This is a genomic window from Botrimarina mediterranea, from assembly GCF_007753265.1.
Taxonomy (GTDB): Bacteria; Planctomycetota; Planctomycetia; order Pirellulales; family Lacipirellulaceae; genus Botrimarina; species Botrimarina mediterranea.
In genome coordinates, this window is sequence record NZ_CP036349.1 from 3,995,543 (window position 1) to 4,022,307 (window position 26,765).

At 66.0% G+C, this 26,765-nt stretch carries 21 protein-coding genes; 15 read left to right on the top strand and 6 right to left on the bottom strand.

Annotated elements, in window-relative coordinates; genetic code table 11:
• Nucleotides 1-250: 250 nt before the first annotated feature.
• From Spa11_RS15355 to Spa11_RS15365, 3 genes are all read right to left on the bottom strand, one after another.
• Complete coding sequence (locus tag Spa11_RS15355) at nt 251-1,696, bottom strand: NAD-dependent succinate-semialdehyde dehydrogenase (RefSeq protein ID WP_145113802.1); 1,446 nt, start codon at nt 1,694-1,696, stop codon at nt 251-253.
• A gap of 290 nt (nt 1,697-1,986) precedes the next feature.
• A complete protein-coding gene (locus Spa11_RS15360; RefSeq protein WP_145113804.1) occupies nt 1,987-3,543 on the bottom strand; it encodes an amidohydrolase in 1,557 nt (518 codons plus the stop codon).
• Between the two features lie 295 nt (nt 3,544-3,838).
• Nucleotides 3,839-4,831: a hypothetical protein gene (locus tag Spa11_RS15365; RefSeq protein ID WP_145113806.1), complete on the bottom strand. Its 993-nt coding sequence runs from the start codon at nt 4,829-4,831 to the stop codon at nt 3,839-3,841.
• Nucleotides 4,832-5,173: 342 nt separating this feature from the next.
• Between Spa11_RS15365 and Spa11_RS15370 the strand changes: the two genes are divergently transcribed.
• The 9 genes from Spa11_RS15370 to Spa11_RS15410 all read left to right on the top strand — a co-directional run bounded on the left by Spa11_RS15370 (nt 5,174) and on the right by Spa11_RS15410 (nt 13,546).
• Nucleotides 5,174-6,511, top strand: coding sequence for a hypothetical protein (locus Spa11_RS15370; protein ID WP_145113808.1), 1,338 nt, complete (start codon nt 5,174-5,176; stop codon nt 6,509-6,511).
• A gap of 56 nt (nt 6,512-6,567) precedes the next feature.
• A complete protein-coding gene (locus Spa11_RS15375; RefSeq protein ID WP_145113810.1) occupies nt 6,568-7,320 on the top strand; it encodes a hypothetical protein in 753 nt (250 codons plus the stop codon).
• Nucleotides 7,321-7,327: 7 nt separating this feature from the next.
• Nucleotides 7,328-8,521, top strand: a complete 1,194-nt coding sequence (locus tag Spa11_RS15380; RefSeq protein WP_145113812.1) for a DUF11 domain-containing protein — start codon at nt 7,328-7,330, stop codon at nt 8,519-8,521.
• 193 nt (nt 8,522-8,714) lie between these two features.
• Entirely contained in the window at nt 8,715-9,656 is a 942-nt protein-coding gene (locus tag Spa11_RS15385) for a DMT family transporter (RefSeq protein WP_145383112.1), read from the top strand.
• A 127-nt stretch (nt 9,657-9,783) separates the two neighbouring features.
• Entirely contained in the window at nt 9,784-10,908 is a 1,125-nt protein-coding gene (locus Spa11_RS15390) for a pyridoxal phosphate-dependent aminotransferase (RefSeq protein ID WP_145113816.1), read from the top strand.
• Between the two features lie 239 nt (nt 10,909-11,147).
• A complete protein-coding gene (locus Spa11_RS15395; RefSeq protein ID WP_145113818.1) occupies nt 11,148-11,924 on the top strand; it encodes a hypothetical protein in 777 nt (258 codons plus the stop codon).
• 186 nt (nt 11,925-12,110) lie between these two features.
• Complete coding sequence (locus Spa11_RS15400; RefSeq protein ID WP_145113820.1) at nt 12,111-12,410, top strand: addiction module toxin RelE; 300 nt, start codon at nt 12,111-12,113, stop codon at nt 12,408-12,410.
• A gap of 146 nt (nt 12,411-12,556) precedes the next feature.
• Entirely contained in the window at nt 12,557-12,931 is a 375-nt protein-coding gene (locus Spa11_RS15405; protein WP_145113822.1) for a PRC-barrel domain-containing protein, read from the top strand.
• A gap of 180 nt (nt 12,932-13,111) precedes the next feature.
• Nucleotides 13,112-13,546 carry a VOC family protein gene (locus Spa11_RS15410; protein WP_145113823.1) on the top strand — a complete coding sequence of 145 codons (435 nt, stop codon included), beginning with the start codon at nt 13,112-13,114 and terminating at the stop codon, nt 13,544-13,546.
• Nucleotides 13,547-13,768: 222 nt separating this feature from the next.
• Here Spa11_RS15410 and clpX read toward each other — a convergent pair whose 3' ends face one another.
• Together clpX and Spa11_RS15420 are read right to left on the bottom strand one after the other, a co-directional pair.
• Nucleotides 13,769-15,049, bottom strand: coding sequence for an ATP-dependent Clp protease ATP-binding subunit ClpX (clpX, locus tag Spa11_RS15415; protein ID WP_145113825.1), 1,281 nt, complete (start codon nt 15,047-15,049; stop codon nt 13,769-13,771).
• A 300-nt stretch (nt 15,050-15,349) separates the two neighbouring features.
• Entirely contained in the window at nt 15,350-15,772 is a 423-nt protein-coding gene (locus Spa11_RS15420) for an SHOCT domain-containing protein (protein ID WP_145113827.1), read from the bottom strand.
• Between the two features lie 415 nt (nt 15,773-16,187).
• On the opposite strand from Spa11_RS15420, the gene Spa11_RS15425 reads away from it, so the two are divergent.
• Nucleotides 16,188-17,867: a hypothetical protein gene (locus Spa11_RS15425; RefSeq protein ID WP_145113829.1), complete on the top strand. Its 1,680-nt coding sequence runs from the start codon at nt 16,188-16,190 to the stop codon at nt 17,865-17,867.
• A 124-nt stretch (nt 17,868-17,991) separates the two neighbouring features.
• Here Spa11_RS15425 and Spa11_RS15430 read toward each other — a convergent pair whose 3' ends face one another.
• Entirely contained in the window at nt 17,992-18,939 is a 948-nt protein-coding gene (locus tag Spa11_RS15430) for a TIGR01777 family oxidoreductase (RefSeq protein ID WP_145113831.1), read from the bottom strand.
• Nucleotides 18,940-19,050: 111 nt separating this feature from the next.
• On the opposite strand from Spa11_RS15430, the gene holA reads away from it, so the two are divergent.
• The 5 genes from holA (at nt 19,051) to Spa11_RS15455 (ending at nt 26,559) form a co-directional block, all read left to right on the top strand.
• Nucleotides 19,051-20,145 (top strand): DNA polymerase III subunit delta, encoded by a 1,095-nt coding sequence (gene holA / locus Spa11_RS15435; RefSeq protein WP_145113833.1) that lies wholly within the window; start codon nt 19,051-19,053, stop codon nt 20,143-20,145.
• Nucleotides 20,146-20,305: 160 nt separating this feature from the next.
• On the top strand, nt 20,306-21,718 hold the full coding sequence (locus Spa11_RS15440; protein WP_145113835.1) for a hypothetical protein: 1,413 nt from the start codon (nt 20,306-20,308) through the stop codon (nt 21,716-21,718).
• 105 nt (nt 21,719-21,823) lie between these two features.
• Nucleotides 21,824-22,282 carry a hypothetical protein gene (locus Spa11_RS15445; protein WP_145113837.1) on the top strand — a complete coding sequence of 153 codons (459 nt, stop codon included), beginning with the start codon at nt 21,824-21,826 and terminating at the stop codon, nt 22,280-22,282.
• A 108-nt stretch (nt 22,283-22,390) separates the two neighbouring features.
• The gene (locus Spa11_RS15450; RefSeq protein ID WP_145113839.1) at nt 22,391-22,822 is read left to right on the top strand and encodes a hypothetical protein; all 432 of its coding nucleotides are present in this window, start codon (nt 22,391-22,393) and stop codon (nt 22,820-22,822) included.
• Between the two features lie 413 nt (nt 22,823-23,235).
• Nucleotides 23,236-26,559 carry an ABC transporter permease gene (locus Spa11_RS15455; protein WP_145113841.1) on the top strand — a complete coding sequence of 1,108 codons (3,324 nt, stop codon included), beginning with the start codon at nt 23,236-23,238 and terminating at the stop codon, nt 26,557-26,559.
• Nucleotides 26,560-26,765: the final 206 nt, after the last annotated feature.

Below are 26,765 nucleotides of genomic sequence, written 5' to 3' on the forward strand. Positions count from 1 at the left end.
GGTAGGCAGCGAAGACTCACGCAAAGGCGCCAAGGCGCAAACACAAAGTCGTTGAGAAATGAGCGCAGCCGCAAACGATCACACAGCAACGCGTTCTTTGCGGCTTGGCGGCTTGGCGCCTTGGCGCCTTGGCGTGAGTCTTGAAGGCATCCAACTCTGCGCCTCTGCGTCTCTGCGCGAGACACCCCTACGTTGCTCTGTGGATCAGAGCGAGGCTAGAAACGCTACGGCTAAGTGAAGCGTGCTCTAGCTATACGAAGAAGCTCACGAGCTTCGGCTCCAGATACTCGTGCAGCCCTTCGGGGCCCGACTCGGCGCCGAGGCCGCTTTGCTTCCAGCCGGGGAAAGGGCCCTCGGTGGCGTGGGGGACCCAGCCGTTGACGGCCACCATGCCGAACTCGAGGCGCTCGTAGGCGTGCACCGCGCGATTGAGGTCGTGCGTGAACAAGAACGCGGCGAGGCCCGCTTCGAGCGAGTTGGCGTCGTTGATCGCTTCGTCGAGGTTGTCGTACGGCGTGACGGCGAGCACCGGCCCAAAGGTCTCTTCGCGCCACAACGCCGAGTTCGTCGCCACGTCGGCGACCAACGTCGGCTCGAAGAAGTAACCGGCGTCACGGTTGGCCGGCCGCTTGCCGCCGACGACCACACGGCCGCCATGCTCGTGCGACAAGAGCTTCTCGACGCGGTCGCGCTGCGCGGCGTTCACTAGCGGGCCGATGTCGCTGGCGGCGTCGGCGCCGGGGCCGACACGGTAGCCAGCGACGATCGGCGCCGCCGCTTCGACGAAGGCGCCGCACACATCACGGTGCAGGTAGAAGCGCTGCGGCGCGACGCAGACCTGGCCCGCGTTGCGGAAGCGGGCGAGCACCGCCGCCTTCGCAAACGCCTCGGCGCCGACGCGCTCGATCGCGTCGGGCTCGACGATCACCGGCGCGTTGCCGCCGAGTTCGAGTGCGAGGCGCGTGATCGTCGCGGCGGACTGCTTGATGAGCAGCCGGCCCACCTCGGTGCTGCCGGTGAAGCTCACCTTGCGGCAACGCTGGTCGTCGAGCATCGCGCCCGCCATCGCCGCGGGGGCGCCGTTGATGACGTTGAGCACGCCCGCCGGCAGTCCCGCGTCCTTGAGCGCGGCGCCGATCGCGAATCCCGACAGCGGCGTCTCGTCGGCGGGGCGGCACACCACCGTGCAGCCGGCCGCGAGCGCCGCGGCGATCGAGCGGGCCGGGTTGTACGCCGGGAAGTTCCAGGCCGTGATCACGCCCACGACGCCCAGCGGCTGCACGAGCGTCATCAGCCGCCGGCCGGGGAGCTTCGCGGGGATCGTGCGGCCATAGGCGCGCTTCGCTTCTTCGGCGAACCAGTCGAAGAGGTCGGCGACAACGGTCCACTCTCCCTTGGACTCGGCGATCGGCTTGCCACTCTCGGCGGTGGTGACAGCGGCGAGCGCGTCGCGGCGTTCGCGCAGCAGCGTCGCGGCGGCGTGCAACACGTCGGCGCGTTGGTAGGCGGTCTTCGCGGCCCACTCGGGGAACGCCTTCGCGGCGGCGTCGATCGCCGCCTCGGCGTCGGCGGCGGCGCCGTAGGGGACCGTGGCGATCGGCTGCTCGGTCGCGGGGTCGATCACGTCGATCGTGCGGCCATCGGCCGCGGCGACCCAGTCGCCGGCGATCAGTTGCTGGGCGGGAAAGTCGGACATGGTCTTCTCGTGGCAAACGCCGCTGCAGGGAGGGCTGGGAGACTCTTCCTTGTACCCGCCGCGGCCGGCCCAGACACCCACCATGAACACCCGTTCAGACGCGATAGGAGCCACGCCACGGGCCTTTTGGCGCCTCACTCAGGGTTTACCCAGGGGGTCCGCTCGAACGCGTCAGATTGCGTCCTAGAGGCTCACAGGGGGGCACCCTTCGGGGGGGTCTTTAGCGCCGCTTGCCGGAGATCGAATGCAGATCCGTTTCCGGAGTACGCTTCGCCAAAACGTCGCGTGCACTAGCTTTCGTAAACGACTTCTCCCCCCACGAGAGTCATCTTCACTTCGATGTCGGCGAGTTCTTCGAGCGGCGTCGTCAGCGGTGAGCGATCGAGCACCACGAGGTCGGCAAGCTGGCCCGGGGCGATCGCGCCGAAGCGGTCGGCGTCGCCCGAGAGCTGGGCGCCGGCGGCCGTGTAGGCGTGGAGGCCTTCGCGGACAGTGATCGCTTCGTGGGGGCCAATCGGGGCGCCGTCGCCGCTGAGCCGCCGCGCGGCCGCCGCAACACCGGCGAGGGGGCGTTCATCGACGACCACCGGCGCGTCGGTGGAGAGCGCAACCGTTAGCCCCGCGTCGACCATCGCACGGATCGGGTACGGCGTGATCGGGAAGTCTTCGGGCAGGTACTGGCGGAAGTTGGCGCCGAGTTCCGGCAAGAAGATCGCCTGGGTCGCCACGCCGATCCGCAGCCGAGTTGTGCGGAGGAGGTCGGCGCTGGTGGGCAGACCGAAGTGCTCGAAGCGGGCGCGCTTGGCGATGCGTGGCAGCGCTTCGAACGCGTCGAGCGCCGTCGTGATCGCCCGATCGCCGATGACGTGCGTCGCGACCCGGTAGCCAGCGGCGTCCGCCTTGCGGCAGAGCGTGGCGTACTCGTCGCATTCGTAGCGCAACACGCCGCGTGTGTCGGCGTGGCGATAGGGGACCGATAGCGCCGCCGTCGCACCGCTGAGCCCGCCGTCCATGAAGAGCTTGGCCGTATCGATACGCAAAAAACCACTAACGGTTGGCGGCGCCCATTCGGCCATCACCTCCGACGACGCCTCCTCGGGCGCAAGCCGCATGACGTTGAACCGTCCGACAAGCTCGCCGGCGTCGTCCATGGCTTGGTAGACAGCGAGCAGATGGTCGTCCACGCCGGGATCGGTGAACGCGGTCACGCCGAGGCCAAGAAGCTTCTGGTTCGCCGCGCGGACCATCGCTCGCAAGTCGTCACTCGAGGGCGGCGGCACGCGGTCGGCGACGAGGCGCATCGCGTTCTCGGTGAAGACGCCCGTCAACTGGCCGGCCGCGTCGCGGCGGACTTCACCGCCCGCCGGTGAATCCGTCGCGTTATCGATTCCCGCGGCGCGCATCGCGGCGCTGTTGGCGAGCCCCACGTGGTTGCAGACGCGGGTGATCCAGACCGGCCGATCGGGGAACCACGTGTCGAGTTCGTCGCGCGTCGGCAACCGGCCGTCGGCGAGCTTGAGCTCGTTCACGCCGCGCGCGAGCAGCCAGGCTTTCGTTGCGTCGCTCCGTGAGGCGAGGCGCGTCTGCAGCTCGCCGAGCGAGGTCGCGTCGCGGAGATCGACGAGCGAGGTCAGGAGATGCCCGACTTTCCAGACGTGGATGTGGGCGTCGTTGAAGCCCGGCAGCAACGCGCGGCCTTCAAGATCGAGACGGCGCCGCGGCGAGAGCTCGCGGCGCAAGTCGGCGCCCTGCCCTACCGCGGCGATCTTGCCATCCCGAATCGCCACCGCGTCCGCTGCGCCGTCGGCGAGCGGCAAGACGGCGTTCTCAAGGAGCAGGTCGATCATTCGCTAATAGCAACCGTGAATCCGCTGCACACCACAACCAAGTGACGGGGTGATTCTAACAAAGAAATCCTCCGCGTTACGGCGGGTATTCGCCCGTATTGGTCGCTTGTTGCTACCTTGCGGCAAGGGCAGCTCGCATCTATCGCGAGCCAAAGAATGTTTAACGACGACGGACACGAAGGACACGACAAGCGGCCATCACGACCATGTGGGCCGGTGGAAACGGCCGTCGTGTCCTTGGTGTCCGTCGTGGTAATCCTCTCCTGCCATCCGTTTGAGTAAGACCGACAGAGACTTATCGCACCACGCCGGCGCTCTGGGCGGCAAGGCGCACCTCGCGGTCGGTCTGGTCGGACCAGTCGTCTTTTGTCGGGCGATAACTGAACAGCCGCGAGTCAAGGTGTTCGTCGAACGTCGGCGCGCCGAGGTCGAGCTTGAACAGCGGGCGGTTGCTGGAGGTTAGCAGCGTCTTGTCGGCCAAACCCTCGGCCGACAGAGGGTCCTTGTTGTCGCGGTACTCAACAAGCACAGGGAAGCCCGTCGTCTCGCTCAGCGCGATGACCACGTGATTCGGTGTCCGTGGCGGGACCTCTTCATGGCCGTACAGCTGCTTGAGTCGTTCGGGGCGCCAGCGGCCCACCATCGCGGCGACGCGTTCATTGCGGAACTGCATCAGCCAGGGCTGGCCGAATGTGAAGGACTCGTCGAGGCCCGCCAGCAGCATCGGCAGGCCGCCGAAGCGAGACCAAGCCGACGGGTCGTCGGAGAGCGGTTGATCCTCCTCGTCTTCGCTTCCTTCGACAGCACGTCGGACCTTCCGCAGATCGACGCGCGTGACCGAGCGGTTGGGCTGCGAGGGGTCGCCCCACGCCAAGTCGGTCCACATGAAACGGCTGTCCGAGACCCGCAAGAGCCGCGTCGGGAAGCCGGCGAGCTGGCCGGTCTGTTCCAACAAGAACTGCCGCTGCCCGCCGGCGCCGAGTTGGTAGTACTGGCCGCTGGCTTTGACCGGCTCGCCGTCGATCCAGCCGTGCTGGTCGATGCGGACGCCGACCGTCGAGTGCTCTTCGAGCATCAGCGCGGCGCGGCGGACGTAAGCGTTGCCGGGCCCTTCGCTCGAAGCCGCCACGCGCGGGGGCGGGGGCGAGGGGGCGGGGGGGGATTCGATCGGCTCGATCACCAAGTCTTGCCGGCCGCCAGCTAAGCGGTCCATCAACACCTGATCGGCGAGCTCCAGGCCGTAGTAGGCGCCGACGCCGACTGCTAGCAGCGCGAGGCCCCGGGCCATCCATCCAAGGGACCGCCGCGAGGGGGTCGGGCTACGCGGGTTCGTCCTCATGCGCCGAGTTTGCCGCTTTCACCAAAGAAACGCATTGTGCGGGGCCGAACCTAAGGGCTGGGTAAACACCGGCCCCGTGGCGCGCGTCTCTTACGGACGCGTCGCGGCGGGAGTCTAGGGGCCGCCCACGGGGGGAGTCCACGGCAATTGCCGCCGAATTCTGGCGAGCCAATGGCCGTGCGATCACCGGCGGCGACAAGCCCATTTAACAAGCCACGTTACGTAGCGCAGCGACTCGCCGGCACGACGCCAGCGACCGAGCACGCGACGAACACGCCGAGGGGGGAAGCGATGCGTGTCCAAACCTTGTTCGCGAACACGTTGCTGGTAGCCGCGGTAGCGGCCACTGGCTGCGCCGGCCGGATGGCCTACAACCTGCCGCCCGCCTCGCGCCTGATGCACCCAGGCCCGGGCGTTGACGGCCCTGGTCCCGGGGTAATCCCGGTGGGGAATCAGATGATGGGCCCCGGCATGCCGGAACAGTTCGGCCCCGGCGGCACGCCGCCGATGCAGTACGGCGCTAGCCCGTGCTCCTACGAGGGCCAGCAGGTCCAATACTGCGAAGGGGGCAGCTGCCCCGTTGGCGGCGGCGGTTGCTACGGCGGCGGCGCCGGCGGCGGGATGGCCGCGGGCCCGACCTCGCAGATCCAATTCGTCGGCGAAGACGGCCTCACCATCAACTGGGACGTCGCCAGCCAAGGGATGTTCGACTCGGCGTCGCTGTTCGTCCCGGGTCGTCAGGATTTCCCGCAAGGGGCGATCTTCCGTCTCAAGGTCAGCAACATCCCCGGCCGTGCCGGCGTGACGCTGTACCCGACGCTCGAGGTGGCGCCGGTCACCTCACGGACCGACGCCTTCCTGGCGCACGCCGCGGTACCGGTGCAGTTCACTGAAGAAGACTTCGACCAAGTGATGAGCGGCAACTTCGTCACCAAGGTCATCTACCTGCCGGACCCCGAGTTCCAAGAGCTCGCGCTGTCGGGCGTCGAGACACTGGTGAGTACGCGACTCGATCCGGGTGTGGACCCGGTCGCCGAAGCGGACCGTCGCGGCTCGATCCTCGCGGTCTTGCGGATGGGCAGCAAGGACCTGAACAACCCGGGCGCCGGCTACCAAGAGAACGTCATCCCCGCCGCTTACGGGGAAGGTTGTGACAACTGCGGCCCGAACGGCGGCGGCTCGTCGCCGAGCTTCAGTGGGCCGATGGCGGGCTCGGCTGGCGGCGCCAACATGCCGATGGGCATGCCGACCGCCGGCTTCGCTCCGACGCCGATGCCGCCGCACATGATGGCCGGCGCCCCGCAGTGGGGCATGCCGTACACGGGTACGCCGATCGGCCTCCCCGGCCCGCCGCACCTCCCGTTGGGTTCGCCCGCCGGCCTGCGAAAGCACACGATGAAGAACCGCACCCGGGTCCACCTGCCGCCGCCGACGAACGCCGTCAATATCTCGGTCAAGCAGCGTCCTGGCTTGAACTACCCGAATCCTGTGACGCACGTCCACGTGGACGAAGTGAACCGCGCCCCGTTCAACCCGCTGCACGGCACCGTGAAGCCGGGGACTGGGATCCGCACCGCGCTGCAGGGGGCCCAGGTCTACGGCAACCACGGCGAGCAGTACTGCGAGTGATGGCTGCTGCGAGTGCGTAACGCCACGATTCTTCACGAGAGACGCTAAGAGTAATCATGACAACGGTCCGCCCTCTCAGATGCGTCCCGCGAAAGCGGGGCCTTGCCGCTAGCAGCGTGATGCTGTTGGCGACGCTGGGCGGATTGCTGCCGAGCTTGCCTCAACACTCGGCCGCCGAAACGCCCAAGCACTGGCTACACGCCGGCGCCATGCCTCCGGGAGCGATTGGGAATCAGCGGCTTCTGAGAGGCGGACCGTTGTATGGTTACACACAGCCGATCGAGTGGCGGATGCCTGCGGGCACGAGCATCGCGGCGACGGGCCCCTACGGCGAGACGACCGATCGGTCGGAGCGTCTCAAGGTGGGCATCCTAGCGGGACAGCTCTATCGCTTCCGTGTCGAGGGGGTCCCGGGCATGGAACAAGCGGTCGTCTACCCGACCATCGAGTTGATCGACCGCACCTACCCGCCCTGCGGACGGGAGAGCGAGTTTCCGATCCCCATCGAACTGACGATGGAAGACCTCCGGCTCGCCGCCGAGGGCGCCTTCGTTACGCGGGTAGTCTATGTCGAGGACCCAAAGACGGCGTTGCCGGTCTCGGAGAAGGAAGCGGGCGGCCAGCAGTGGTTCGAGGCCCGGCCGACCGACGACCCGCTCGTCCTCGCCGATGAGTTGGGCCGCCCCGTAGCGATCGTCCGCCTCGGCGCCCGCGACACGGGCGTCCTAGCAACGGGCTGCTACGCCGAACCCACGCCGCTCGCCGACGCCGCACCGGAAAGCGAAGTGCGTCCAGCATCAACTCACTAAAAGAAAGATGCACCACGACGGACACGACGAGCACGACGGATCGTTCGTCGTGCTCGTCGTGTCCGTCGTGGTTAACTCTTGTTTCGAAGAGAGCGCGATGAGCACACGATTGGACTCGCCGATGATGCCGAACTGGTTCCGGCGGACGCTGGTTATCGTCGCGGCGCTGCTAATGTGTTCTTGCCGCGCTTATGGGCAGGATTGTCTGAGCTGCCCGGTCGGCCGTGACGGTAGCGCCAAGGGCGGTTGCAACGTCGAAGGGGGTTGCCCCGTTTGTCAGCCGGATTGCTTCGCCGGCCCTGGCGACGAGTACTTGTGCGACGGCGGCGACGGCGCCTACTCGACCGGCGTCATGCGTGACGGCAGCCTCTCCGGCTTTGAGCAAGAGGACACCGTCGCCACCTACACCGGCTGCGAAGGCAAGACGATCGTCGCGCCGAGCTCGCGGGTTTGCATCTATGCGCCGCGTTTCGCGTCGGTGCGGCAGGTCGTTTATCCGATGGGCGCCAATCAGCGGACGTTTGTCGGCGAGTTCGGCGACATCTTCGGCCCCGCCGAGGCGGACCGCACGCAGGTCGCGACCAGTTCGATGCAGAACGTCGCCCTCAAGGGCCAAGTGCTGCCGCTCCCGCCGGGTCTCTACAAGGGCCGCCAACAAGCGGGCGCTATGGAGCGGCTGCTCGCCGTCGCCGAGGTCCGCGCGCTCGTTGGCCCTTACGTCAACCTGCAGATCATGCATCTCGGCGAGGTCGTGATGTCCGAAGGACCGGTGATCGCCAAGCACTCGATCGCCGCCGTCACCTGGACGGGCGACCAAGAGGTGCAGGTCGTCATCTCGGGCCAAGCCGCGTCGTCGGTCTTCTCGCCCAAGCAGCCGGGCCTGCTGTATCACGTCGACGAAGGCTGCCCCCGACTACGACTCGTGAAGTGTGCCTCGACCGACACGGCTCTGCCGGGCGACGAGGTCGAGTTCACACTCCGCTTCGACAACGTCGGCGACTCGGCGCTGGAAGACCTCGTGATCGTCGACAACCTGACGACCCGTTTGGAGTACGTCGATGGCTCGGCCAAGTCGTCGCGCGACGCCGACTTTACGACCAGCCGCAACGACGCGGGGTCGCTCATTCTTCGCTGGAAGCTCGACGGCAAGTTAGAAGCCGGCCAAGGCGGCGTTCTTACGTTCAAGTGCCGCGTGCGCTGAATGACGAAGCCCCGAATGACGAACCTGTCGGAGCGGTCAATACCCTCCGACAGGTTCGTCATTCGACATTCGGATTTCGTCATTTGAGCAGCACAATGTGCTGGTCGCATGAACCCACCCTCCACAGCCAGTGTCCGTCGGGGGCCTTCGGGGCTAGAATCGAGCCTCCCTCCCCTGCCCCGCCTGCTGTGTGATGGCCTACCTCCAGTTCCTCTTCGTCTGCCTCTCTTTCGGCTCCAACTTTGTCTTGATGGACCGTGCGGCCCATTACTTCGGGCCGTTTGAGATCGCGTTCTTCCGCGTCGCCAGCGCCGCATTGCTGCTAGCGGCTCTATGGGTGACGGTTGACCGCAAGCAACGCGTCCGCTGGCGCGACTTGCCGGTGATCGCGGGCATCGGCGTGTTGGCGAACGCTTATCCGTATGTGATTCAACCGCTGCTGATCTCCAACGGATTCGGGCACAGCTTCTTCGGCATGACCGTGACGCTGAACCCGCTGCTGACGATCCTGGTGTCGATCCCGCTCTTGGGCGTCAAGCCGACGACGCGGCAGATGGTCGGCGTTCTCGGTGGGCTCGTGTTCGTTGTGCTGCTGATGTACGAGGGCAACCTCCGCGGCATCGGCTTCGCGATGCTCGCCATGGCGGTCACCGTGCCGCTCACCTACGCCATCGGCAACACGTGGCTAAGCCGCAGCCTGAGCGGCACGCCGCCGATCGCCTTGACGTGCGTAATGCTGATGTCGTCCGCCACGGCGCTCGGGCCCTTCGCCGCTTCGCCGGCGCTACAAGCGTCGCTCGGCGCGCCGGTTCCCGCGGTTCGCGCCGACTTTCAATTGGCGGCCAGCGCGATTCTGGTGCTGGGCACGATCGGCACGGGCGTCTGCATCTGGCTGATCGTCAAGCTCGTCCAATCGCACGGCCCGCTCTTCGCCGGCATGGTGACGTACGTCGTCCCCGTCGTGGCGCTGGTGTGGGGCCTACTCGACAAGGAGCAGATCACCACCCGCCAAGTGGTCGCGATCACCGGCATTCTGTCGATGGTCGCTCTCGTCCAAGCCCCGGCACGCCAACAAGCTGCCACGCTCAACGCCAACGACAGCTGGCCGGGGAAAACCCTCCCGGCCGATGCGTAGAAAGTTGAACCACAAAGGAACGAAGGAACCAAGGATGGCCTCGCATAGAGAGTCCTTGGTTCCTTCGTTCCTTTGTGGTTAATTGCCCTATCCGCAATCCCAAATCCGCAATCCGCAATCGCTCTTCATGCCCGCGCATCCTTGGCTCGCCGATCGCACCGACCGCTTCGACTCGTCCGGCATCCGTAAGGTGTTCGACCTCGCGGCGAAGATGAAGGACCCGATCAACCTATCGATCGGCCAGCCCGACTTCCCAGCGCCCGACTCGCTGAAAGAAGCGGCCTGCAAGGCGATACGCGAGGACAAGAATGGCTACAGCCAAACGCAAGGCGCCGCGGCGCTGCGCGACCGGTTGCAGCAGCGCGTCGACGAAGAGTGGGGCCACGCCGATCGGAAGCTGCTCGTCACCAGCGGCACGAGCGGCGCGTTGAACCTGGCGATGTGGGCCCTCGTGAACCCCGGCGACGAGGTGATCGTCTTCGACCCGTACTTTGTCATGTACCCGACCCTCTGCGAGATGGTCGGCGGCGTCCCGGTCGTGATCGACACCTACGAGGATGACTTTCAGATTAACTTGGCAAAGGTCGAAGCCGCCATCACACCAAAGACCAAGCTCATTCTCTTCAACAGCCCGGCGAACCCCACGGGCGTCGTCGCCAGCGACGCAGCCGCTCGCGGCTTAGCGGAGTTAGCCGCCAAGCACAACATCGCCCTGCTCTCCGACGAGATCTACCGCGAGTTCTGCTACGACGGCGCCCTCCCCTCGCCCGCCAAGTGGAACGACCAAGCGATCGTCGTGGATGGCTTTAGCAAGTCGTACGGCGTCACCGGCTGGCGGATCGGCTGGGTCCACGGGCCCGCGCCGTTGATCGACAAGATGGCGGCGCTGCAGCAGTACACGTTCGTCTGCGCGCCCAATCCGTTACAGCACGCGGCGATCGAGGCGTTCACGACCGACATGACGCCGCAGGTGGACGCCTACCGCGAACGCCGCGACCACATCGTCACCGGCCTCCGCGACGCGGGCTATGAGGTCGCCCCCACCGGCGGCGCCTTCTATGTCTTCCCGAAGGTCCCCGAGGGGCGAGGCACCGCCAATGAGTTCGTCACCCGCGCGATCGAGAACGAACTGCTGGTAATCCCCGGCGGCATCTTCAGCCGCCGTGACACGCACTTCCGCATCAGCTATGCGGCGTCGAAGGCGACCATCGACCGCGGCCTCGAAGTATTGCGGCGGCTGGTGAAGGGCTGATGGGCGCCCTCTCCACCCAGCAGCTTCCCGCTTGGAAGAAAGTTGGTTCTTGACGGTTGTAGGCTAGCGCACCCCTAATTAAGGTCTGCTGAGCAGGTGGTCTAGCGACGCCTGAGCCCCGGGCATTTCCCCAGGCGCCATTCCCCAGGCAACGTCGCTGCCCCGACGCGCTATTTCACCGCGGCGACGGTGACGCGTCCGACCGGCTCCTCCATAAGCACCATAGTAGACTGACACCCATGCGTACTCTTTTGGCTCTACCGGCCCTCGTGGCGATGCTCCTCGCCGGTACCGTTGCGGAAGCATCGATCGCGACCAGCACCTTCAACAACGCGAACCTGGACCCTAGCACGCAGTTAACGGATATCAACGAGAGTCTTTATACGACAACCGTCTTTGGATTCACTGTCCCCAATCCTCTGGGCTTCCAAGCTGCCGTTGATTCCCAGGGACTCTCAAGTTTTTCCGTGGTCCCTACGGGGAGCAACTCAATCCCAGCGGGAGATTCGATCTCGTTCTCATCGACCGGCACCAAGTATTTTCGCGGCACCAACAACCCTGGTTCCATTCCGAATCTGGTGACGCTTCTCACAACTGCCGCTCCTACTGAGCACACGATCACCTTCAACTCGTCAAATCCAATCAGCGAGATTGTGCTATCGGTATCGAGTCTCAAAGACTCCCGTACGTTTACTTTCACCGGGGGGTCGGCAGGCAATCCAGATTATGCAACCGGGGACTTAACCCATGCACTTAATAGCGACACGGTCGGCTCGTCGCTCACTGGCAGCGCTGGCAACAGTGCGACTGGGGATATCGTTTGGATTTTCGATACTCCTTTGATGAATCCGACGATCGAGTTCGAGTTCAACTCTCCGTGGAACACCCAGGTGCATTTCTCTGGCGTCTCCTATGTCACCGTCGCTGCGGTCCCGGAGCCAATGTCCTTCGTCTGGTTCGCCGGCACCTTAGGCATGGTGCAGTTCGGCTTCCGTCGCCGCATCGACGCCGACTGATTACCTCTTCGCAATTCGCAAGCCGCGAAGCCCGGGTAAACTCTAAAGTTCGCCCGGGCTTTGTCGTTTCTCTGTTCTCCCAAAGCGTTTCCATCTTCGCAGGGGGCGCTTCTATCAAAGCGTTGGCCTCGGGTTTGCTCATCGTTTGAGACGGGAACCTACACCCCTCAATCGGAGTACGCCATCATGCCCACCGCATGGACCGACAGAGAAGAACGACAGTACGAGCACATCCGCGACAGCGCCTTGGACCGGGGCCGAACGACCGAACGGGCCGAAGAAATTGCAGCGCGGACGGTCAACAAGCAGCGACGCCTGCACGGCAAAACAGCCAATAAGACCACTCAAGGGACCGGTTCGCCCCACGCCAAGCTCGAAGAGCGAACCCGTCAGGAGCTCTACAACCGCGCGAAGCAGCTGCACATCGTTGGCCGCAGCCGGTTGTCAAAGGTCGAATTGATCGACGCCATCCGCGCACGCAGTTAATCACGCGTCGCTTGGCGCCGCATGTGCTGCATCTAGTAAGTGCTTACTTCCATACTGGAGTGAAGAATCGACCAACTTTGCGAACTGGCGTTCCGTCGGCGACGACTCAATCGCCTGTTCGCAACAATAGCGAAGGAGCGGATCAAATGGCTGTTGGTATCAATCGACAAACCCTATCGGCAGGAACGCTCGTCGGCGACGACGTGAATAACTTCGCCGGTGAGAAGGTCGGAACCGTCAAGGAGATCATGCTCGACGTCGATCGCGGTCGCATCTCTTATGTGGTGGTTTCGAGTGGCGGCTTCCTTGGCATCGGTGACCGTTTGTTCGCTGTGCCGTGGGGAGCGATGCAGGTTGATGGTGAAAACCACGCCCTCTTGTTCGACGTCACAAAGGACCGCCTGGAAGACGCGCCGGGCTTCGACCAAGACAACTGGCCGGACTTCGCCGACCAGACGTGGGGGGCTTCGGTCCACGAGTTCTACGGGACTCGGCCGTACTGGGAGACGGACCTCCCCTGATGGGACGAGAATGGAGTGACCAAGGATAAAGGGAGCAAGCGTCCCGGCGCCGCGGTGGGCAAAAGCCCGCCGCGGCGTTTTTTTTGCGCAGCGTTTTAGCCGCCAGCGGGTTTCTGCTTGCACTTGCCGACGGGCGCGATTGAATAGCGGCGACTCGCCCCCTCACCCCCGGCTGCGCCAATGCCCGCCCTCACGCCCTTCCATGTCGCCGTCCCCGTCCACGACATCACTGCCGCCCGCGCGTTCTATGGCGGGGTGCTTGGCTGCCCCGAGGGCCGTAGTGCGCCACAGTGGATCGACTTCGACCTCTTCGGTCATCAGTTCGTCGTCCACCTCGACACGTCACGAGACCCGGCCAAAGCTGACGCCACGACCAACCCGGTCGATGGCCACGGCGTGCCCGTGCCGCACTACGGCGTGGTGCTCGAGATGCCCGACTGGGAGGCGCTCCGCGACCGGCTGCAATCGCATGGCGTCGCGTGGGTGATCGAGCCCTACACCCGCTTCAAGGGCGAGCCCGGCGAGCAAGCGACCATGTTCCTACGCGACCCCAGCGGCAACGCGCTGGAGTTCAAGGCGTTCCGCGACATCGCGGGGCAGCTGTTCGCGAAGTGATATAAAGAAACGCAGCGGGTCGGGTGGAGAATTATCTCCACCCGACCCGCTGGCGTTGGAAGGGCAACTGGACCCCCAGCGGCGGCAGCGTCTAGCGCCCCCGCCCCGAGTTTGAACGTCGCCCTGTGATTTATTCAGCAGTGGGTGGTCGGCAGTGGGTAGTCATCTGGGCAGCCGCTTGCGCTGCTGCCCACCGCCCTCTGCCGGCTGCCCACTCGGCCGTTAGGCCGACTTCTTCTCTGGGGTGCTGGTGAACAGCTTCTCACGGCCTTCGACGATCGCGTCGGTGACCGTGTAGCGCTGGCCACGCGGCTGGTCGGGCAGTTCGAACAAGATGTCGAGCATCACGTTCTCGATGATCGACCGCAGGCCACGGGCGCCGGTCTCACGCTCGTGAGCCCGGTGAGCGATCGCCTCGAGCGCGCCCGGCGTGAACTGCAGGTCGGCCTCTTCCATGCTGAACAACCGCTGGTACTGACGTGTCAGGGCGTTGTTCGGCTCGGTGAGCACCCGCACCAGCGCCGACTTGTCGAGCGGACGCAGGCTGCTGACGACCGGCAGTCGGCCAACCAGCTCGGGGATCATGCCGAACTCCACGAGGTCGTCGGAGTTGACCTGCGAAATCGCTTCGGAGAACGACAGGTCCTCGTTTTGCTCGACGTCCTGACTGAAGCCGATCGAACGCTTGCCCAGACGCTTGCGAACAATGTCTTCGATGCCGGCGAACGTGCCGCCGCAGATGAAGAGGATGTTCGTGGTGTCGATCTGGATGTACTGCTGCTCGGGGTGCTTGCGTCCGCCTTGCGGGGGGACGTTCGCCATCGTGCCTTCGAGCATCTTCAGCAAGGCCTGCTGAACGCCCTCGCCCGACACGTCGCGGGTGATCGAGACGTTCTGGCTGGTCTTGCCGATCTTGTCGATCTCGTCGATGTAGAGGATGCCACGCTGGGCGGACTCGACATCGAAATCGGCGGCGTGCAGCAGCTTGAGCAGCAGGTTCTCGACGTCCTCGCCGACATAGCCCGCCTCGGTCAACGTCGTGGCGTCGCCGATGGCGAACGGCACGTTGAGGGTTCGGGCCAAGGTCTTGGCGAGCAGCGTCTTGCCGCAGCCCGTCGGGCCCACCAGGAGGATGTTAGACTTGTCGATCTCGACGTCGGACTCGTCCTCCGCGGCCACGAGCCGCTTGTAGTGGCTGTGCACGGCGACAGCGAGCACGCGTTTGGCCGCCTCTTGCCCGATGACGTAGTTGTCGAGCTCGGCGACGATCTCCCGCGGCGAGGGGATTTTCGTGAACAGCTGCTGGCTGTTCCCGCGACGCTTGCGCTCCTGGTCCAGAATACTCTGGCAGAGCTCGATGCATTCGCCGCAGATGTAGACATCGCCCGGCCCTTCGACGAGAGGGCCGACGTCACGGTAACTCTTGCGGCAGAAGGAACAGAACGCGTTCTTCTTCGTGGCGCCGGTGCGCCGCGTGCCGGTGATCTCTTTACCCGAAGGCATGGACTATTCTCCTTAACCCGTCATGCGTGGCGACGGAACGCGAGGGGCTCGTTAGCCGGTCGTAATTCCAATCGCAACTCGTGTGGTGCCGCTCGATGCTCGCGCCCCCGTTCGGTCGGTCCGCGGTCGCCTTCGGGTGGCGGCGGCGTTCTTCCCGACGCCAAGCCCCGAACACGTTTTTCCGCTGCGGCCGCTTCCGAACTGGTTCACTCACCTCACGCCAGGCGGGGCTTCCTTGTCCACGCTCAATAGTTCGAGCAGTGTAAGCGTCCGTGTGTACGTTACGCCGACAGGAATCGTTCATCGGCGTTCTTCCGTGCTATCGCCACCGCTGGGGGGCGCCGCGTCACAACCGTCCTGCGCGGCGCCGCCCACCGCGCCGTTCGTCTCTCCCTCACCCGTAGGGGCGTGATGACTGGACAAGAGCCGCCGGGCCGTCGCCTTCAGGGCTCGGGCCGGGTCGCTGCTGTCTTTCGCGTCCCCTTCAATCAGCTCGCGCTGGACTTCGGCGTTCAGCCGCTCCTTGATTCGTTGATACTCTTCCGCGCTCAGCTCTCCACGGGAACGGATCTCGTGGAACTCTGATAGCAGGTCGCTCGCCGTCGACTCTCGCTCCTGCACCCGCCGTTCGCGCCATTTGTGGACGAACACGATGAACGCCGCGGTCATCCCCAGGATCACCGCGATCCAGACGATAGCGACGGCCAAGGGAGGTAACGACACGCGCGGAACGCCTTGCTTTTCTCGGTAACGATTCAGCGCAAGCGCTCCGACAGCGCCAGCATAACCGCCTGCTAGCCAAATCGCGCGCGTCGCACCGGATTATTCGTCAGGGTCGCGTCCTCGGGTGAATGCCGAAGCCGATGCCGCGGACGCTGCCCGCCTCCCATCTTACCCAATCCTCGCAACAGCCGCACCCGATCAAGCAGGCTCGGCGGGGCGGTCGATAGGGACCGAGACGGGTGCGGTCTGGTGCTCTTCGGGTCGAACGGCCCCGCCCGCCGAGTTTTTTTCCCGCTGACACTAACGCCCGACGACACGGATGCAGGGCCGACGGCGACCGCCGACCGTGACGCGAGCTGTGGGGCTTCCCCTAGTGCTGGGGCTCCTCGCACTGGGCCTCTGCTGCGCGTCCATCATGGCCCAGTCGCCCCCAACGGGTACGCCGACGAGCGAGCCCGTCTACTGGGCCCGGCACGAGCTGATGATCCCCTACCGATGGGGTGGCGCGGCGAAGTCGGGTTCGGAGGTGATCCTCTATTACTCGTCGGACCTGGGACGCTCGTGGCGCGTCGCCGGCACGGCCGCGCCGCACGTCCAGTCGTTCCGCTTCCAGTCGCCCGGCGATGGCGAGCACTGGTTCGCCATCCGCACCTACGACAGCGCCGGCGTCGCCACCCCCGCCGGGCCGCTCGCGCCCGAGATGCGGGTAGTCGTCGACACGACAGCGCCGACGATCGATCGACTCGACGCCCAAGTGACCGGCGGCGTGCTGGCCGTCGAACTCAGCGCGACCGACCCGGGCGGCTTCTCAACCGGCCAGCCCGTCTCTCTGTACGCCCAATCGAGTGGACAGCCAGGCTGGACCCCGGTGCCGATCACGGCTGCACAGCCGTCGGCAGACGGCCGGTCGCTGCGCGTTGTCGGGCAGTGGCAACCGCCGGCAAACGTGGCGCGTCTCGAAGTCCGTGCGACGGTTGAGGACCGCGCTGGCAACCGCGCCGAGCGTTCCACTTCCGCCAACGCGGCGCAAGCGGTCGCGGCGCTGAAGCCATCGGCGCCCTCGTTCAGTCTGGGGTCGGGTTGGCCCTCGCCCACTTCGCGGGCATCGACCTCCTCGGGCGATCCGTTCGCAGAGGCCGAGCGGCGGCACGGCGGGGCGCCGGGTTTGTTTGCTTCGTCGTCGAGCGCAGCGGCGCCGCCTTCGGCGGGATCGACTCTCCCGGCGGGGCCACCCAGTCTGCCGGCTTCGGCTACGCCTTGGCCTGCGGAGTCGCCGAAGTCGCGGCCGCTCGTGGCGGGGATGATGGGGGGTGAGAACGCACAGCCATCATCGCAATTCGACTCGGCGCCGTTCAGTTCGTCGCCGTTCAATTCGGCGAGCTTCCGTCGCTCGTCGGGGGACCCGTTCACAACGACGGACTCGTTCAGCAGTCGCGACCGCGAGCGGCCTACTTTCAACCCCGCGACGCCGAGCCGGCTCGTCAATAGCGCAGAGTTCGAGTTCGACTATGAACTCGAACACACGGGCCGCTGGGGCGTCGCGAAGGTCGAGCTGTGGGGCACCAACGATGGCGGACGCAGTTGGCGCCGCTTCGCGGTGGACGCCGACCGTGAGAGCCCGATCTTCGTCACCACGCCCGGTGAAGGGACCTACGGGTTCCGCCTCGTGGTCGAGTCGGTCGGCGGACTCGAAGGCACGACACCACGACCGGGCGACGAGCCCGAGGCAATTGTTGGCGTGGACCTCACCAAGCCGCAGGTGCTGCTCGGGGACGTACGGCAGGGCGTCGGCTACTTCGCCGACCAGCTGACGATCGAATGGCGCGCCGAGGACGAGCACCTCGCCGAGCGCCCGATCGACCTCTTCTACTCCAACCGCGAGACGGGCCCCTGGATCCCGATCGCTACGAACTTGCCGAACAATGGTCGGCATACCTGGCGTCTCCAGCGGCACTTGCCCCGACAACTGTTCGTCCGAGCCGAGGCCCGCGACGAAGCCGGCAACGTCGCCACGGCGGCGTCGCCGCAAGCGATTGAGATCGACGTGTCGGTAGCGAGCGGGTCGCTGAAGAGTGTACGGGCCAGCGGGAATTGACGCGAGTCTATGGCGAGCCCCCGATGTTAATCGGAGGTGCGAATCTCGCTGCACACCCCCGATTAACATCGGGGGCTCGCGATCGGATTGAGATCGGCAAAGATCGCGCTGCACTGATGCTATTTCACCGCGCCTCGTGGTAGAGGTTCGTTAGCGCTGGCTTGAGCATTGGGAACTGAAAGACGAAGTCTTCATTGGGCAAACGCTGCGAGACGACGTACCGACCGTAGAGCACCAGTTCCGGGTCGGTCCGCATGATGACCGGCGCGCCGAGGCGGACCATCCACTCGAAGGCTGGCAACGCCAGAGGCATTCTGATGACGCGACGCAACGTGCGCATGAATTCAACTTGTGAGACGGGGTTGGGCGCCGAAGCGATGTAAACGCCCGACATCATGTCGTCGGTAATCGCGCGGGCGAAGAGGTTGTTGAGGTCGGCTTCGTGAATCCACGACATGCCCTGCGTGCCGGCTCCAACGCGGCCGCCGAGGCCAATACGGGCGAGCAAACCGAGAGTGGCCAACGCCCCGCCACCGGCGCCGCGGTTGCGGCCGATAACAAAGCTCGTGCGCAGGATCACACCGCGCTGATCCGGCAGTTTGCTTGCCGCGAAGGCTGCCTCCCACGCCCGAGCGACCATCGGCGCGAGTCCAATGCCTTCTGCCGAATCCTCCGCACAGACTGTGGTAGGTGGGTCGCCGTAGATGTGGGCGGTGCTCATCTGCACCCAAACCGGCGGGGGAGAGTCGATGGTTCGCATCGCCTCGCCCAGCACTCGGGTTGATTCGACCCGTGACCGCAGAATCTCGTCTTGGTGATCGGGGGTCTTGATGCAGTTGACCGATCGGCCGGCTAGATTCACCACCGCGTCGGCGCCGTCGATCGCCGTCGTCCAATCGCCGAGGTTCCGGCCGTCCCAGTTGGTAGACGCCCACGTGCCGATCACACGAGGCTTCGCGCGAGAAAGCACCGTCACCTTCGCGCCGCGCCTGGCGAAGTTCGCGGCCATCGAGGTCCCTAGAAAGCCGCTCCCGCCCGCGATGACGATTCGTTTCTGTTGCAAGTCTTTCATGTGGGACTGCTTTCGATGCTCGTTGGCATTGGCAGATACTGCGGAGACCGCGAAAGCTGGCGCCGATTAACCCGCTAACCGAGGCAAGGCCGTCGCGGTAAACTCACCCCCATGGCGAAGAGCAACGCATCCCCGACCGGACTGGACTACCTCCTGTCGCCCACGGCGCCGCCGGGGTCGGTCGTGGCGGTGGTGGGGGACGATGGGTTTCTCAAGCACGAGGTCCTCGCTTCGCTCCGCAGGTCGCTGTGCGGCGGTGGCGAGAGGGACATCGACTGGCACGCCTTCGAGGGGCCGGTTGTCGAGTGGCGCGACGTGATCGACGCCGTTGGGCAGCGGTCGCTGTTCGGGGGCGGCGGTAAGCCGGTCGCCGTGATTGACGACGCCGACGTGTTCGTGACGCGCTACCGGGAAAAGCTGGAGGACTTCGCGACGGGCAAGGCAGGAGGCCCAAAAGCGGGACTGCTGGTGCTCGACGTGAAGACTCTCCCCGGCAACACACGGCTGGCGAAGGCGATCGCCGAGGCGGGCCTGTTGGTCGCCTGCAAGACGCCCGAGCGTGGCCCCGAGGTCGGCAAGCACCGCCGCGACGCGGCCAAGTGGCTGACGATGCGGGCCGAGATGGTCCATCAGACGAAGCTCACCCCCGACGCGGTTGAGGTGCTGTTCGACCTGTTGCCGATGAGCCTGGGCGTCATCGATCAAGAGGTTGCCCGGCTCGCGCTGTTGGCGGGTGACGGCGGGCGGGTCGATGGGGCGCTGGCGCGCGAGCATGTCGGCGGGTGGCGGACGCGGACCGCTTGGGACCTCGTGGACGCCGCGGCCGATGGCCGGGCGGCGGACGCGTTGGGGCAGCTCGATCGGCTGTTGCAAGCGGGCGAGCAACCGATCGGCGTGCTGGCGCAGCTCGGTTCGACGCTGCGCAAGTTCGCCGCCGCCGCGGCCAATGTCGAGGCGGCCGAGCGGATGGGCCAGCGGCCTTCGCTGTCTTCGGCGCTCAAGGCGGCGGGCTTCGCGCCGTTCAAAATGGAAGCCGCCGAGCGGCAGCTGCGGCAGATCGGCCGCGGCCGCGCGTCGCAGCTAGCAGACTGGGTGCTGGAAGCGGACCTCGCCATGAAGGGGCACAACAGCGCGCCGGCGCGGGCGCGGCTGGAGCTCGAGCGGCTGTTGCTCCGGCTGTCGCGCGAGGCGGCGGCGGTCCGCTAGCGTTCGGTCGATAGAGAATCTTTTGTGGCGCACTCCCAAGAGTTTTGCGACTGGCGTTGCTTGAAGTCGCCCAAACTTCCTACCATCCGCCGCTCGTTGGTCTGCCGCTAGCACTTCGCCGACCGACGCCGAAAGGATTTGTCACGCCAAAGGATTGGCTATGTCACTGCGCTTGGCGCCAATCGCACTCGTCACGCTCGCCGGTTGCACGACGCTCGGCACGCCGACGACTGCGCTGAAGGAGATGTCGTCGGCGCACGCCGCCGACCATCGATTGGCGGACGCGGCGCCGATGGCCGCCGCGCCGGCAGCCACTGCCGTGCCGCCGGGTCCGTACGCCGAGATGACCGAGCAAGAGGCCATGGCGCAGGTCTCGCCGATGCTCGCCGAGATCGCCGTTGCCGACCCCGAGCTCCACGGAGAAGTGCTGCAACAACTCTCCGGCACGAAGCCGTCGCTGTGGACGCTGGCCGTGCAGAGCGCACAACACCGGCTAGCCTACAAGCAACAACTCGCCGAGAAGAGCAAGGCGGGGTCCGATACAACGCAGGTGGCCGCCGCGAAACCGGCGCCGCCCGCCAAGCTGCCGAGCCCCTACACCACGTCCGACGACAGCGACGTCGTGCAAGCGAGCGCGACGGTCGATACTCCGACGAAGACGGCTGACCCGATGGCGTTCGACTCGACGGCGATGCCCGACGCGATGCCAATGGTTGTCGGCGGCGATGCTTCCCAGCAGCAACCCTCGGTGATCCAGAACCACCACCTGCTCGACGAGTCGGAGCGGGTTGCGATGTCCTCCAAGCGTGGGGCTTCGTCCGCGGCGCCGCAGGCCAAGGCCCTGTTCCCCCCCCAACCCGCCAAGCCGACCGACTGGCGCGGCCACGTCGATGCTGCGATCACGCAGCTCGGCGCCTCGGCGAGTTCGCCACCGAAGTCCGTGGACGAGGCGCGGGAGCGGATGCGGCTCCAGCTGTTGCATTTGGTGTCGGGCGACACCAAGCAGGCCGTCACCCCGGCGGCAGGTCTGTCGTCGGCCGAGCAGGGGTACTGGTCGAACCAGCTCTACGCGATGTCGACGATGCTCGACGAGAACGGCCCCGCCGACCTACGGACGCGCGTCGACGCAGCCGCTCGGCACCAGAGCGAGGCGTCGGCCAAGCTGCGGTCGATGGGCAACCTGCAAGTCCGCAACTTCGTCGCTTGCCGCGAGGTGTACGGCTACGGCGCCTACGAGCCCTCGAGCGACGCCCGCTACGCCGCCGGCGATCAGTTGGTTCTGTACGCCGAGCTAGACAACTACCGCAGCGACGCCACGGCGGAGGGATATCGGACGACGTTCGACAGCTCGTACCGCCTCGTGAACCAGGCCGGCGATGAGGCGGCTTCGGGCGACTTCCCGGTGGTGGACGACCTGTGCCTGACGCTCCGCCGCGACTTCCACATCCAGTACGCATTGACGCTCCCCACGACGCTGACGCCGGGCGATTACCGTCTGGAGCTGTCGGTGACCGACCGGCTGGGGCAGAAGATTGGGCACGATCAGATGATGATCACCATCGGGCCCCGGTAACCTGTGAAGAAGTTAACAGGGCCGCCAAAACCTTCTCGGAATTGGCCACGTAATACGTTATAATTGCCCTGTTCCGTCCGTCGCTCTCCGAGGCGTTTTGTTCCCGTGTTCGACCAGCTGCTTGCACTCGTGCTGACGCTGACGCTCGCCGTTGGGGCGATCGTTGAGCCGCCGTGTTGCTGCAAGTCGCCGACGGGCGCCTGCCGTGTCGCGGCTCTGGACGACTCGACGCCGAACGAGTCTCCGGCGACGAGCTTGCCCGGCTGCTGCAGGGTCGCTCAGGAGGCGCCGCCGTGTTGCCAACAGCAGGTGGCTGGCGTCGAGTCGGGTCCGTGCAAGTGCGACGGTTGCTTGACCAATCGGCCTGACGACCCCCTTACCGAAACGGCGGCCGCTCCGCGGGCGCCTGCTCTGGACGATCTCCCCCTGGCCCTCGGCGCCGGTCCGCTGGACCCGCCTCAGGTCGTCTCGCTTGGCGAGTCGCGATGGGCCGGGTTGGAAGGTCGCACGCTCGACCGCCCGCCGCCCGATCGGCGGGCCCTGCTCTGTGTGTGGGTCATTTGAATCGCTGGCTTCCCTCCGCGCCACGCCATGGGAAGCTTCTGCTGCGATTCAAATCTCTTCGCTTCGTCCGTTTGACGTAGCGACCATCTCATAACACGGAGTTATGCAATGTTACGTTTAGTTGCTTTGTTTGGAATTGCTGCCGCGATGGCTTTCACCGGCCGCTTGGCGCCGGCGAATGACGTCGCCGCTGAGACGGCGGGTTGCTGCTGTGGGGCGACGTGTGCTTGCGAAGACTGCAAGTGCGACGCGACGTGCCCGGGCGGCGACGAGTGCTGCTGTGAGAACGGCACGTGCTGCGAGGATGGCGACTGCTGCACCGGCGACGCGGCTTGCACGGTAGGTTGCTGCCCGGCCACCGAAGCCGCTGCGAAGACGACCGCCGTCTCCGCCAAGGCCGCGGCCGACTGCTGCTGTGGCGATGGCTGCGAGTGTGAAGACTGCACTTGCGACACGTCGTGCCCCGGTGGCGACGAGTGCTGCTGCGAGAGCGGCGAGTGCTGTGAAGACGGTTCGTGCGCCACATCGGACACGATCTGACGCAGCCGCCTTGTTGAACGCTTGAATGACGAGCCCCCCGGTCCAAGTGGCCGGGGGGCTTTTTTTGTTTTGGCGAGCCGGGTGCGTGAGCGACCGGAGGGAAGTGGGCGCCCGGAGCAACTTCGGTCGCTGACTTAATCAAAGGCTTTGGCGATCATGAGGTTATGGCAAACGATAGGTAAGGAACCGGGGGCTAAGGCCCCGCGGCTAATAAGCGGCTAGCCACCAAGATCAGCCGGCACGCCTTAGGATCCGGTTCTTCGACTGACGACGATGGATGCAAATGCTCGTCAGCGACCGGAGTGAGGCGGGTACCCACTTCCGCTCCGGTCGCTCACGCTCCCGGCTCGCCGGTCGTTAGCGCAGGCTCAGTGGGGGTGGTTCGCCGTGCGCTGTCGTGTTCTGCTGACGCGATGAATGGTTTCACTCCTTGGATGCTCGCGCGGCGCGGCCTGTGGGGTTGGCGGCGCGCTCACGCGGCGACGGCGGCGGGTGTGGCGATCGCCACGGCGGTGCTCGTCGGCGCGCTGGTGGTCGGCGACTCGGTCCGCGGGAGCCTGCGCGGCCTGACACTCGAGCGGCTTGGCGCCATCGACTACGCGATCGCGCCCGGCCGGCCGTTCCGGGTTGAACTCGCTGACGAGATCGAAACCGGCAACGATGGAGCGAAGGCGGCGCCGCTCTTGTTGGCGCCCGCTTCGGTTTCGATTCGTGTCGATGGCAAGACGCGCAACGTCAGCGGCCTGACACTCATCGGTTGCGACGAACGATTCTGGGCGATGGGCGCGGCCCCCGCGCCGGGGATGGCGAGCGGCGTGCTGCTCGGCGAAGCGATCGCGCAGGAGCTAGGCGTTGCGGCGGGCGACTCCGTGCTGGTGCGAACCAAGGCCGCGACGGCCCTCCCCTCCGACAGTGCGCTGGGCGAGAAGGCCGACACGGTGGCCTCCTTGCGATTGAAGGTCGATGCGGTGCTGCCGCCCGAAGGCCTGGCGCGGTTCGGCCTTGCTCCTTCGCAGACCGAGCCGCGGAACGTGTTCGTATCGCTCGACGTCGCGCAGCGGCTGGTCGGCATTGAAGGCGAGTGCACGGCGATCGTTGTCAACAGTGACGCTGAGCCAAGTGTTCTCCCAAAGCTCGCCGATTATGGCCTGACGTTCGAGGAGGCGCACCCCGGCGTGTGGCAACTCGAATCGAGCGCACTGGTGCTGCCCGATCGGCTGGTGCAAACCGCCCGGCAAGCGTGGAGCCGGCATCCGACCGCTGCGGCGACGACGTACCTGGCGAACACCATCCGAGTTGGCGAGAAGTCGATCCCCTACTCGACCGTCACCGGCATCGAAGCGACGCCGGGGACGCCGCCGCTGTCGCCGGCGAGTGACGACGACGTCGTCCTCAATCGCTGGGCGGCCGATGACCTCGGCGCGAAGGTTGGCGACGACGTGACGCTCACCTACTACGAGCCCGAAAGCACGCACGGCGAGTTGAAAGAGGCGGCGCCGGTGACGCTACGGCTCGCCGGGATCGTCGAATTCGTGGACGCGGATGACAAGCCAACGGCGGCCAGCGACCCGAGGTTGACGCCGCGGCTTGAAGGAGTGACCGACGCCGAGTCGATCAACAACTGGGACCTGCCGTTCGAGTTGGTCGAGGAGATTCGCGACCAGGACGAGACGTACTGGGACGAATACAGCACCACGCCAAAGGCGTTCGTTAGCTTCGCGCTCGCCGAAAAGCTGTGGAGTTCGCGCTGGGGGGACGTGAGCCTGCTCCGCGTCGCGGCGGAAGAGGCGACGGGCGATGAGCTACGCCAGTCGCTGCTCGACGCGATCGAACCCGCCGACCTCGGCTTCGCGCCGATTGCCGTTCGCGCCCAGGGGCTTGCGGCGTCGTCGGGGAGTACGCCGTTCGATGTGCTGTTTCTGCTCTTCAGCATGTTCCTGATCGGCGCCGCCCTGATGCTGATCGTGCTGTTGGCGTGGCTGGCGATCGACGAGCGCCGGCGTGAGTTGGGCCTGCTCGGCGCTGTGGGATTTGATCGCCAGTCGCTCCGCAAAGGGCTGCTGCGTGAGATGGCGCCGGTCGCGGCGATCGGCGTGATCGTCGGCGCTGCGATCGGCGTCGCGTATGCCGGCGGTTTGCTCTTCCTGCTACGCACCGTGTGGGTCGCGGCGGTCGGCGCGCCGTTTTTAGAACTGCACGCAGGGCCGTTGACCATCATCGCCGGCGCCATCGGCTCGTGGCTCGTCGCGCTAATTACCATCGCTTGGGCCGTTCGTCGCGCGACAAAGACTCCGCCACGCGCCTTGCTCGCCGGCGAATCGGCGCAGCCGACGGCGGAAGCCTTCGGGGCGTCCCGCTGGGCCGCCGGCGCAGCGCTCGGCTGCGCGGCGCTCGCGGGCGTCGCGATCCTGTCGGGCGCGTCGCTCCGCGGTGAAGCGGCGGCGGGGGTCTTCTTTACCGCGGGCGGGCTGACGCTCGCTGCGCTACTGGCGTTGGTGTATTGGTTGAGCCGTAGTGGCGCCGCTAAGCCGACTAGCGGCCTTGATCTAGCGCGCCTCGCGGCGATGAACGTGCGGCGGCGGCCGGGGCGGTCGCTGCTGACGATCGGCCTGGTGGCGGCGGCGAGCTTTCTGTTGCTCGCTACGAGTGCGTTCCGACTGCCGCCCACCGAAGCGGGGACCGGCGGCTTCGATCTCGTCGCCCAAGCGGACCAACCGTTGCACTACGACTTGGCCACGGCAGCGGGCCGGGCGGACTTGGGCGTCTCGCGCGACGCCGACGCGGCGCTCGCCGACGCGAGCGTCTATGGCTTCCGCGTCCACGACGGCGAGGACGCCAGTTGCCGCAATCTCTATCAGACGCGTCAGCCGCGGGTGCTCGGCGTGACGCCGTTGTTCATCGAGATGACCGCGGCCCAGCCCGAGCATCGTTTTGAATGGGCAGAAGTTCACTCCACCGATTCCAACCATCCTTGGCAGACGCTGAATGCGGGCAAGCTCTCGGACACGACGACGGACCAACCGGTCCCGGTCGTCATCGACTTCAACACGGCGGTCTACTCGCTGAAACTCTACGGCGGTGTCGGATCGACGTTTACCATCCAGGACGAGACCGGTCAGCCCGTCACCGCGGTTGTTGCGGGGTTGCTGAAGAACAGCGTGCTACAAGGGGACCTGCTGATGAGCGAAGCCGATTTCTTGCGGCTTTATCCGTCGGCGTCGGGTTATCGTTTCTTCCTCATCGCTGGAAGTGAGCCCGACAAGCTCGCCGCATTGCTCGAGGACGCGCTCGCCGACTACGGCTTCGACGCGCAGAGCGCCGCGCTACGCCTCGCCGGCTTCTTGGCGGTGCAGAACACTTACCTCTCGACGTTCCAAGCGCTCGGTGGTCTGGGACTGGCGCTCGGCGCCATCGGCCTGGCGGTGGCGCAGTTCCGCAACTTGTTGGAGCGTCGCGGCGAGTTGGCCTTGATGCGGGCGGCGGGCTTTACGAAGGATCGGTTGCGACGACTGGTGCTGCTGGAGAACTTGGCGCTGCTGGCGACGGGACTGGCTGCGGGGGCCATCGCGGCGGCGGCGACGCTCGGACCGCTCGCCGCGGCGGGCGACGCGCGGCCGCCGTGGCTGTCGGCCGCGGCGCTGATTGCCGCGACGATCGCGATCGGTTTAGTCGCGGCGCGGATCGCCGCCCGCAACGCCCTCGCCGCGCCGCTCACCAGTGCGCTGCGCGGTGAGTGACGTATCCCACATTCTGTAGGAGGCGTCTCCAGACGCCGATTACGCGCACCATTACATATACGGCCGGCACACCGTAATCGGCGTCTGGAGACCCCTCCCACAGATCGCTTCCGCTTCAGGTAAAGAGTGCTGCGGTGGTCGGTTGTCGCGCGTTCGTTTAGAGTGGGGCGTCCTCCCCCTCACCGCCCTCCCCTTCTTCGAGACCC

What these genes read in the sequence shown, in the direction of transcription:
- Spa11_RS15355 (WP_145113802.1), bottom strand. Translation starts at nt 1,696, where the DNA reads ATGTCCGACTTTCCCGCCCAGCAACTGATCGCCGGCGACTGGGTCGCC.
- Spa11_RS15360 (WP_145113804.1), bottom strand. Translation starts at nt 3,543, where the DNA reads ATGATCGACCTGCTCCTTGAGAACGCCGTCTTGCCGCTCGCCGACGGC.
- Spa11_RS15365 (WP_145113806.1), bottom strand. Translation starts at nt 4,831, where the DNA reads ATGGCCCGGGGCCTCGCGCTGCTAGCAGTCGGCGTCGGCGCCTACTAC.
- Spa11_RS15370 (WP_145113808.1), top strand. Translation starts at nt 5,174, where the DNA reads ATGCGTGTCCAAACCTTGTTCGCGAACACGTTGCTGGTAGCCGCGGTA.
- Spa11_RS15375 (WP_145113810.1), top strand. Translation starts at nt 6,568, where the DNA reads ATGACAACGGTCCGCCCTCTCAGATGCGTCCCGCGAAAGCGGGGCCTT.
- Spa11_RS15380 (WP_145113812.1), top strand. Translation starts at nt 7,328, where the DNA reads ATGCACCACGACGGACACGACGAGCACGACGGATCGTTCGTCGTGCTC.
- Spa11_RS15385 (WP_145383112.1), top strand. Translation starts at nt 8,715, where the DNA reads ATGGCCTACCTCCAGTTCCTCTTCGTCTGCCTCTCTTTCGGCTCCAAC.
- Spa11_RS15390 (WP_145113816.1), top strand. Translation starts at nt 9,784, where the DNA reads ATGCCCGCGCATCCTTGGCTCGCCGATCGCACCGACCGCTTCGACTCG.
- Spa11_RS15395 (WP_145113818.1), top strand. Translation starts at nt 11,148, where the DNA reads ATGCGTACTCTTTTGGCTCTACCGGCCCTCGTGGCGATGCTCCTCGCC.
- Spa11_RS15400 (WP_145113820.1), top strand. Translation starts at nt 12,111, where the DNA reads ATGCCCACCGCATGGACCGACAGAGAAGAACGACAGTACGAGCACATC.
- Spa11_RS15405 (WP_145113822.1), top strand. Translation starts at nt 12,557, where the DNA reads ATGGCTGTTGGTATCAATCGACAAACCCTATCGGCAGGAACGCTCGTC.
- Spa11_RS15410 (WP_145113823.1), top strand. Translation starts at nt 13,112, where the DNA reads ATGCCCGCCCTCACGCCCTTCCATGTCGCCGTCCCCGTCCACGACATC.
- clpX (WP_145113825.1), bottom strand. Translation starts at nt 15,049, where the DNA reads ATGCCTTCGGGTAAAGAGATCACCGGCACGCGGCGCACCGGCGCCACG.
- Spa11_RS15425 (WP_145113829.1), top strand. Translation starts at nt 16,188, where the DNA reads ATGGCCCAGTCGCCCCCAACGGGTACGCCGACGAGCGAGCCCGTCTAC.
- Spa11_RS15430 (WP_145113831.1), bottom strand. Translation starts at nt 18,939, where the DNA reads ATGAAAGACTTGCAACAGAAACGAATCGTCATCGCGGGCGGGAGCGGC.
- holA (WP_145113833.1), top strand. Translation starts at nt 19,051, where the DNA reads ATGGCGAAGAGCAACGCATCCCCGACCGGACTGGACTACCTCCTGTCG.
- Spa11_RS15440 (WP_145113835.1), top strand. Translation starts at nt 20,306, where the DNA reads ATGTCACTGCGCTTGGCGCCAATCGCACTCGTCACGCTCGCCGGTTGC.
- Spa11_RS15450 (WP_145113839.1), top strand. Translation starts at nt 22,391, where the DNA reads ATGTTACGTTTAGTTGCTTTGTTTGGAATTGCTGCCGCGATGGCTTTC.
- Spa11_RS15455 (WP_145113841.1), top strand. Translation starts at nt 23,236, where the DNA reads ATGAATGGTTTCACTCCTTGGATGCTCGCGCGGCGCGGCCTGTGGGGT.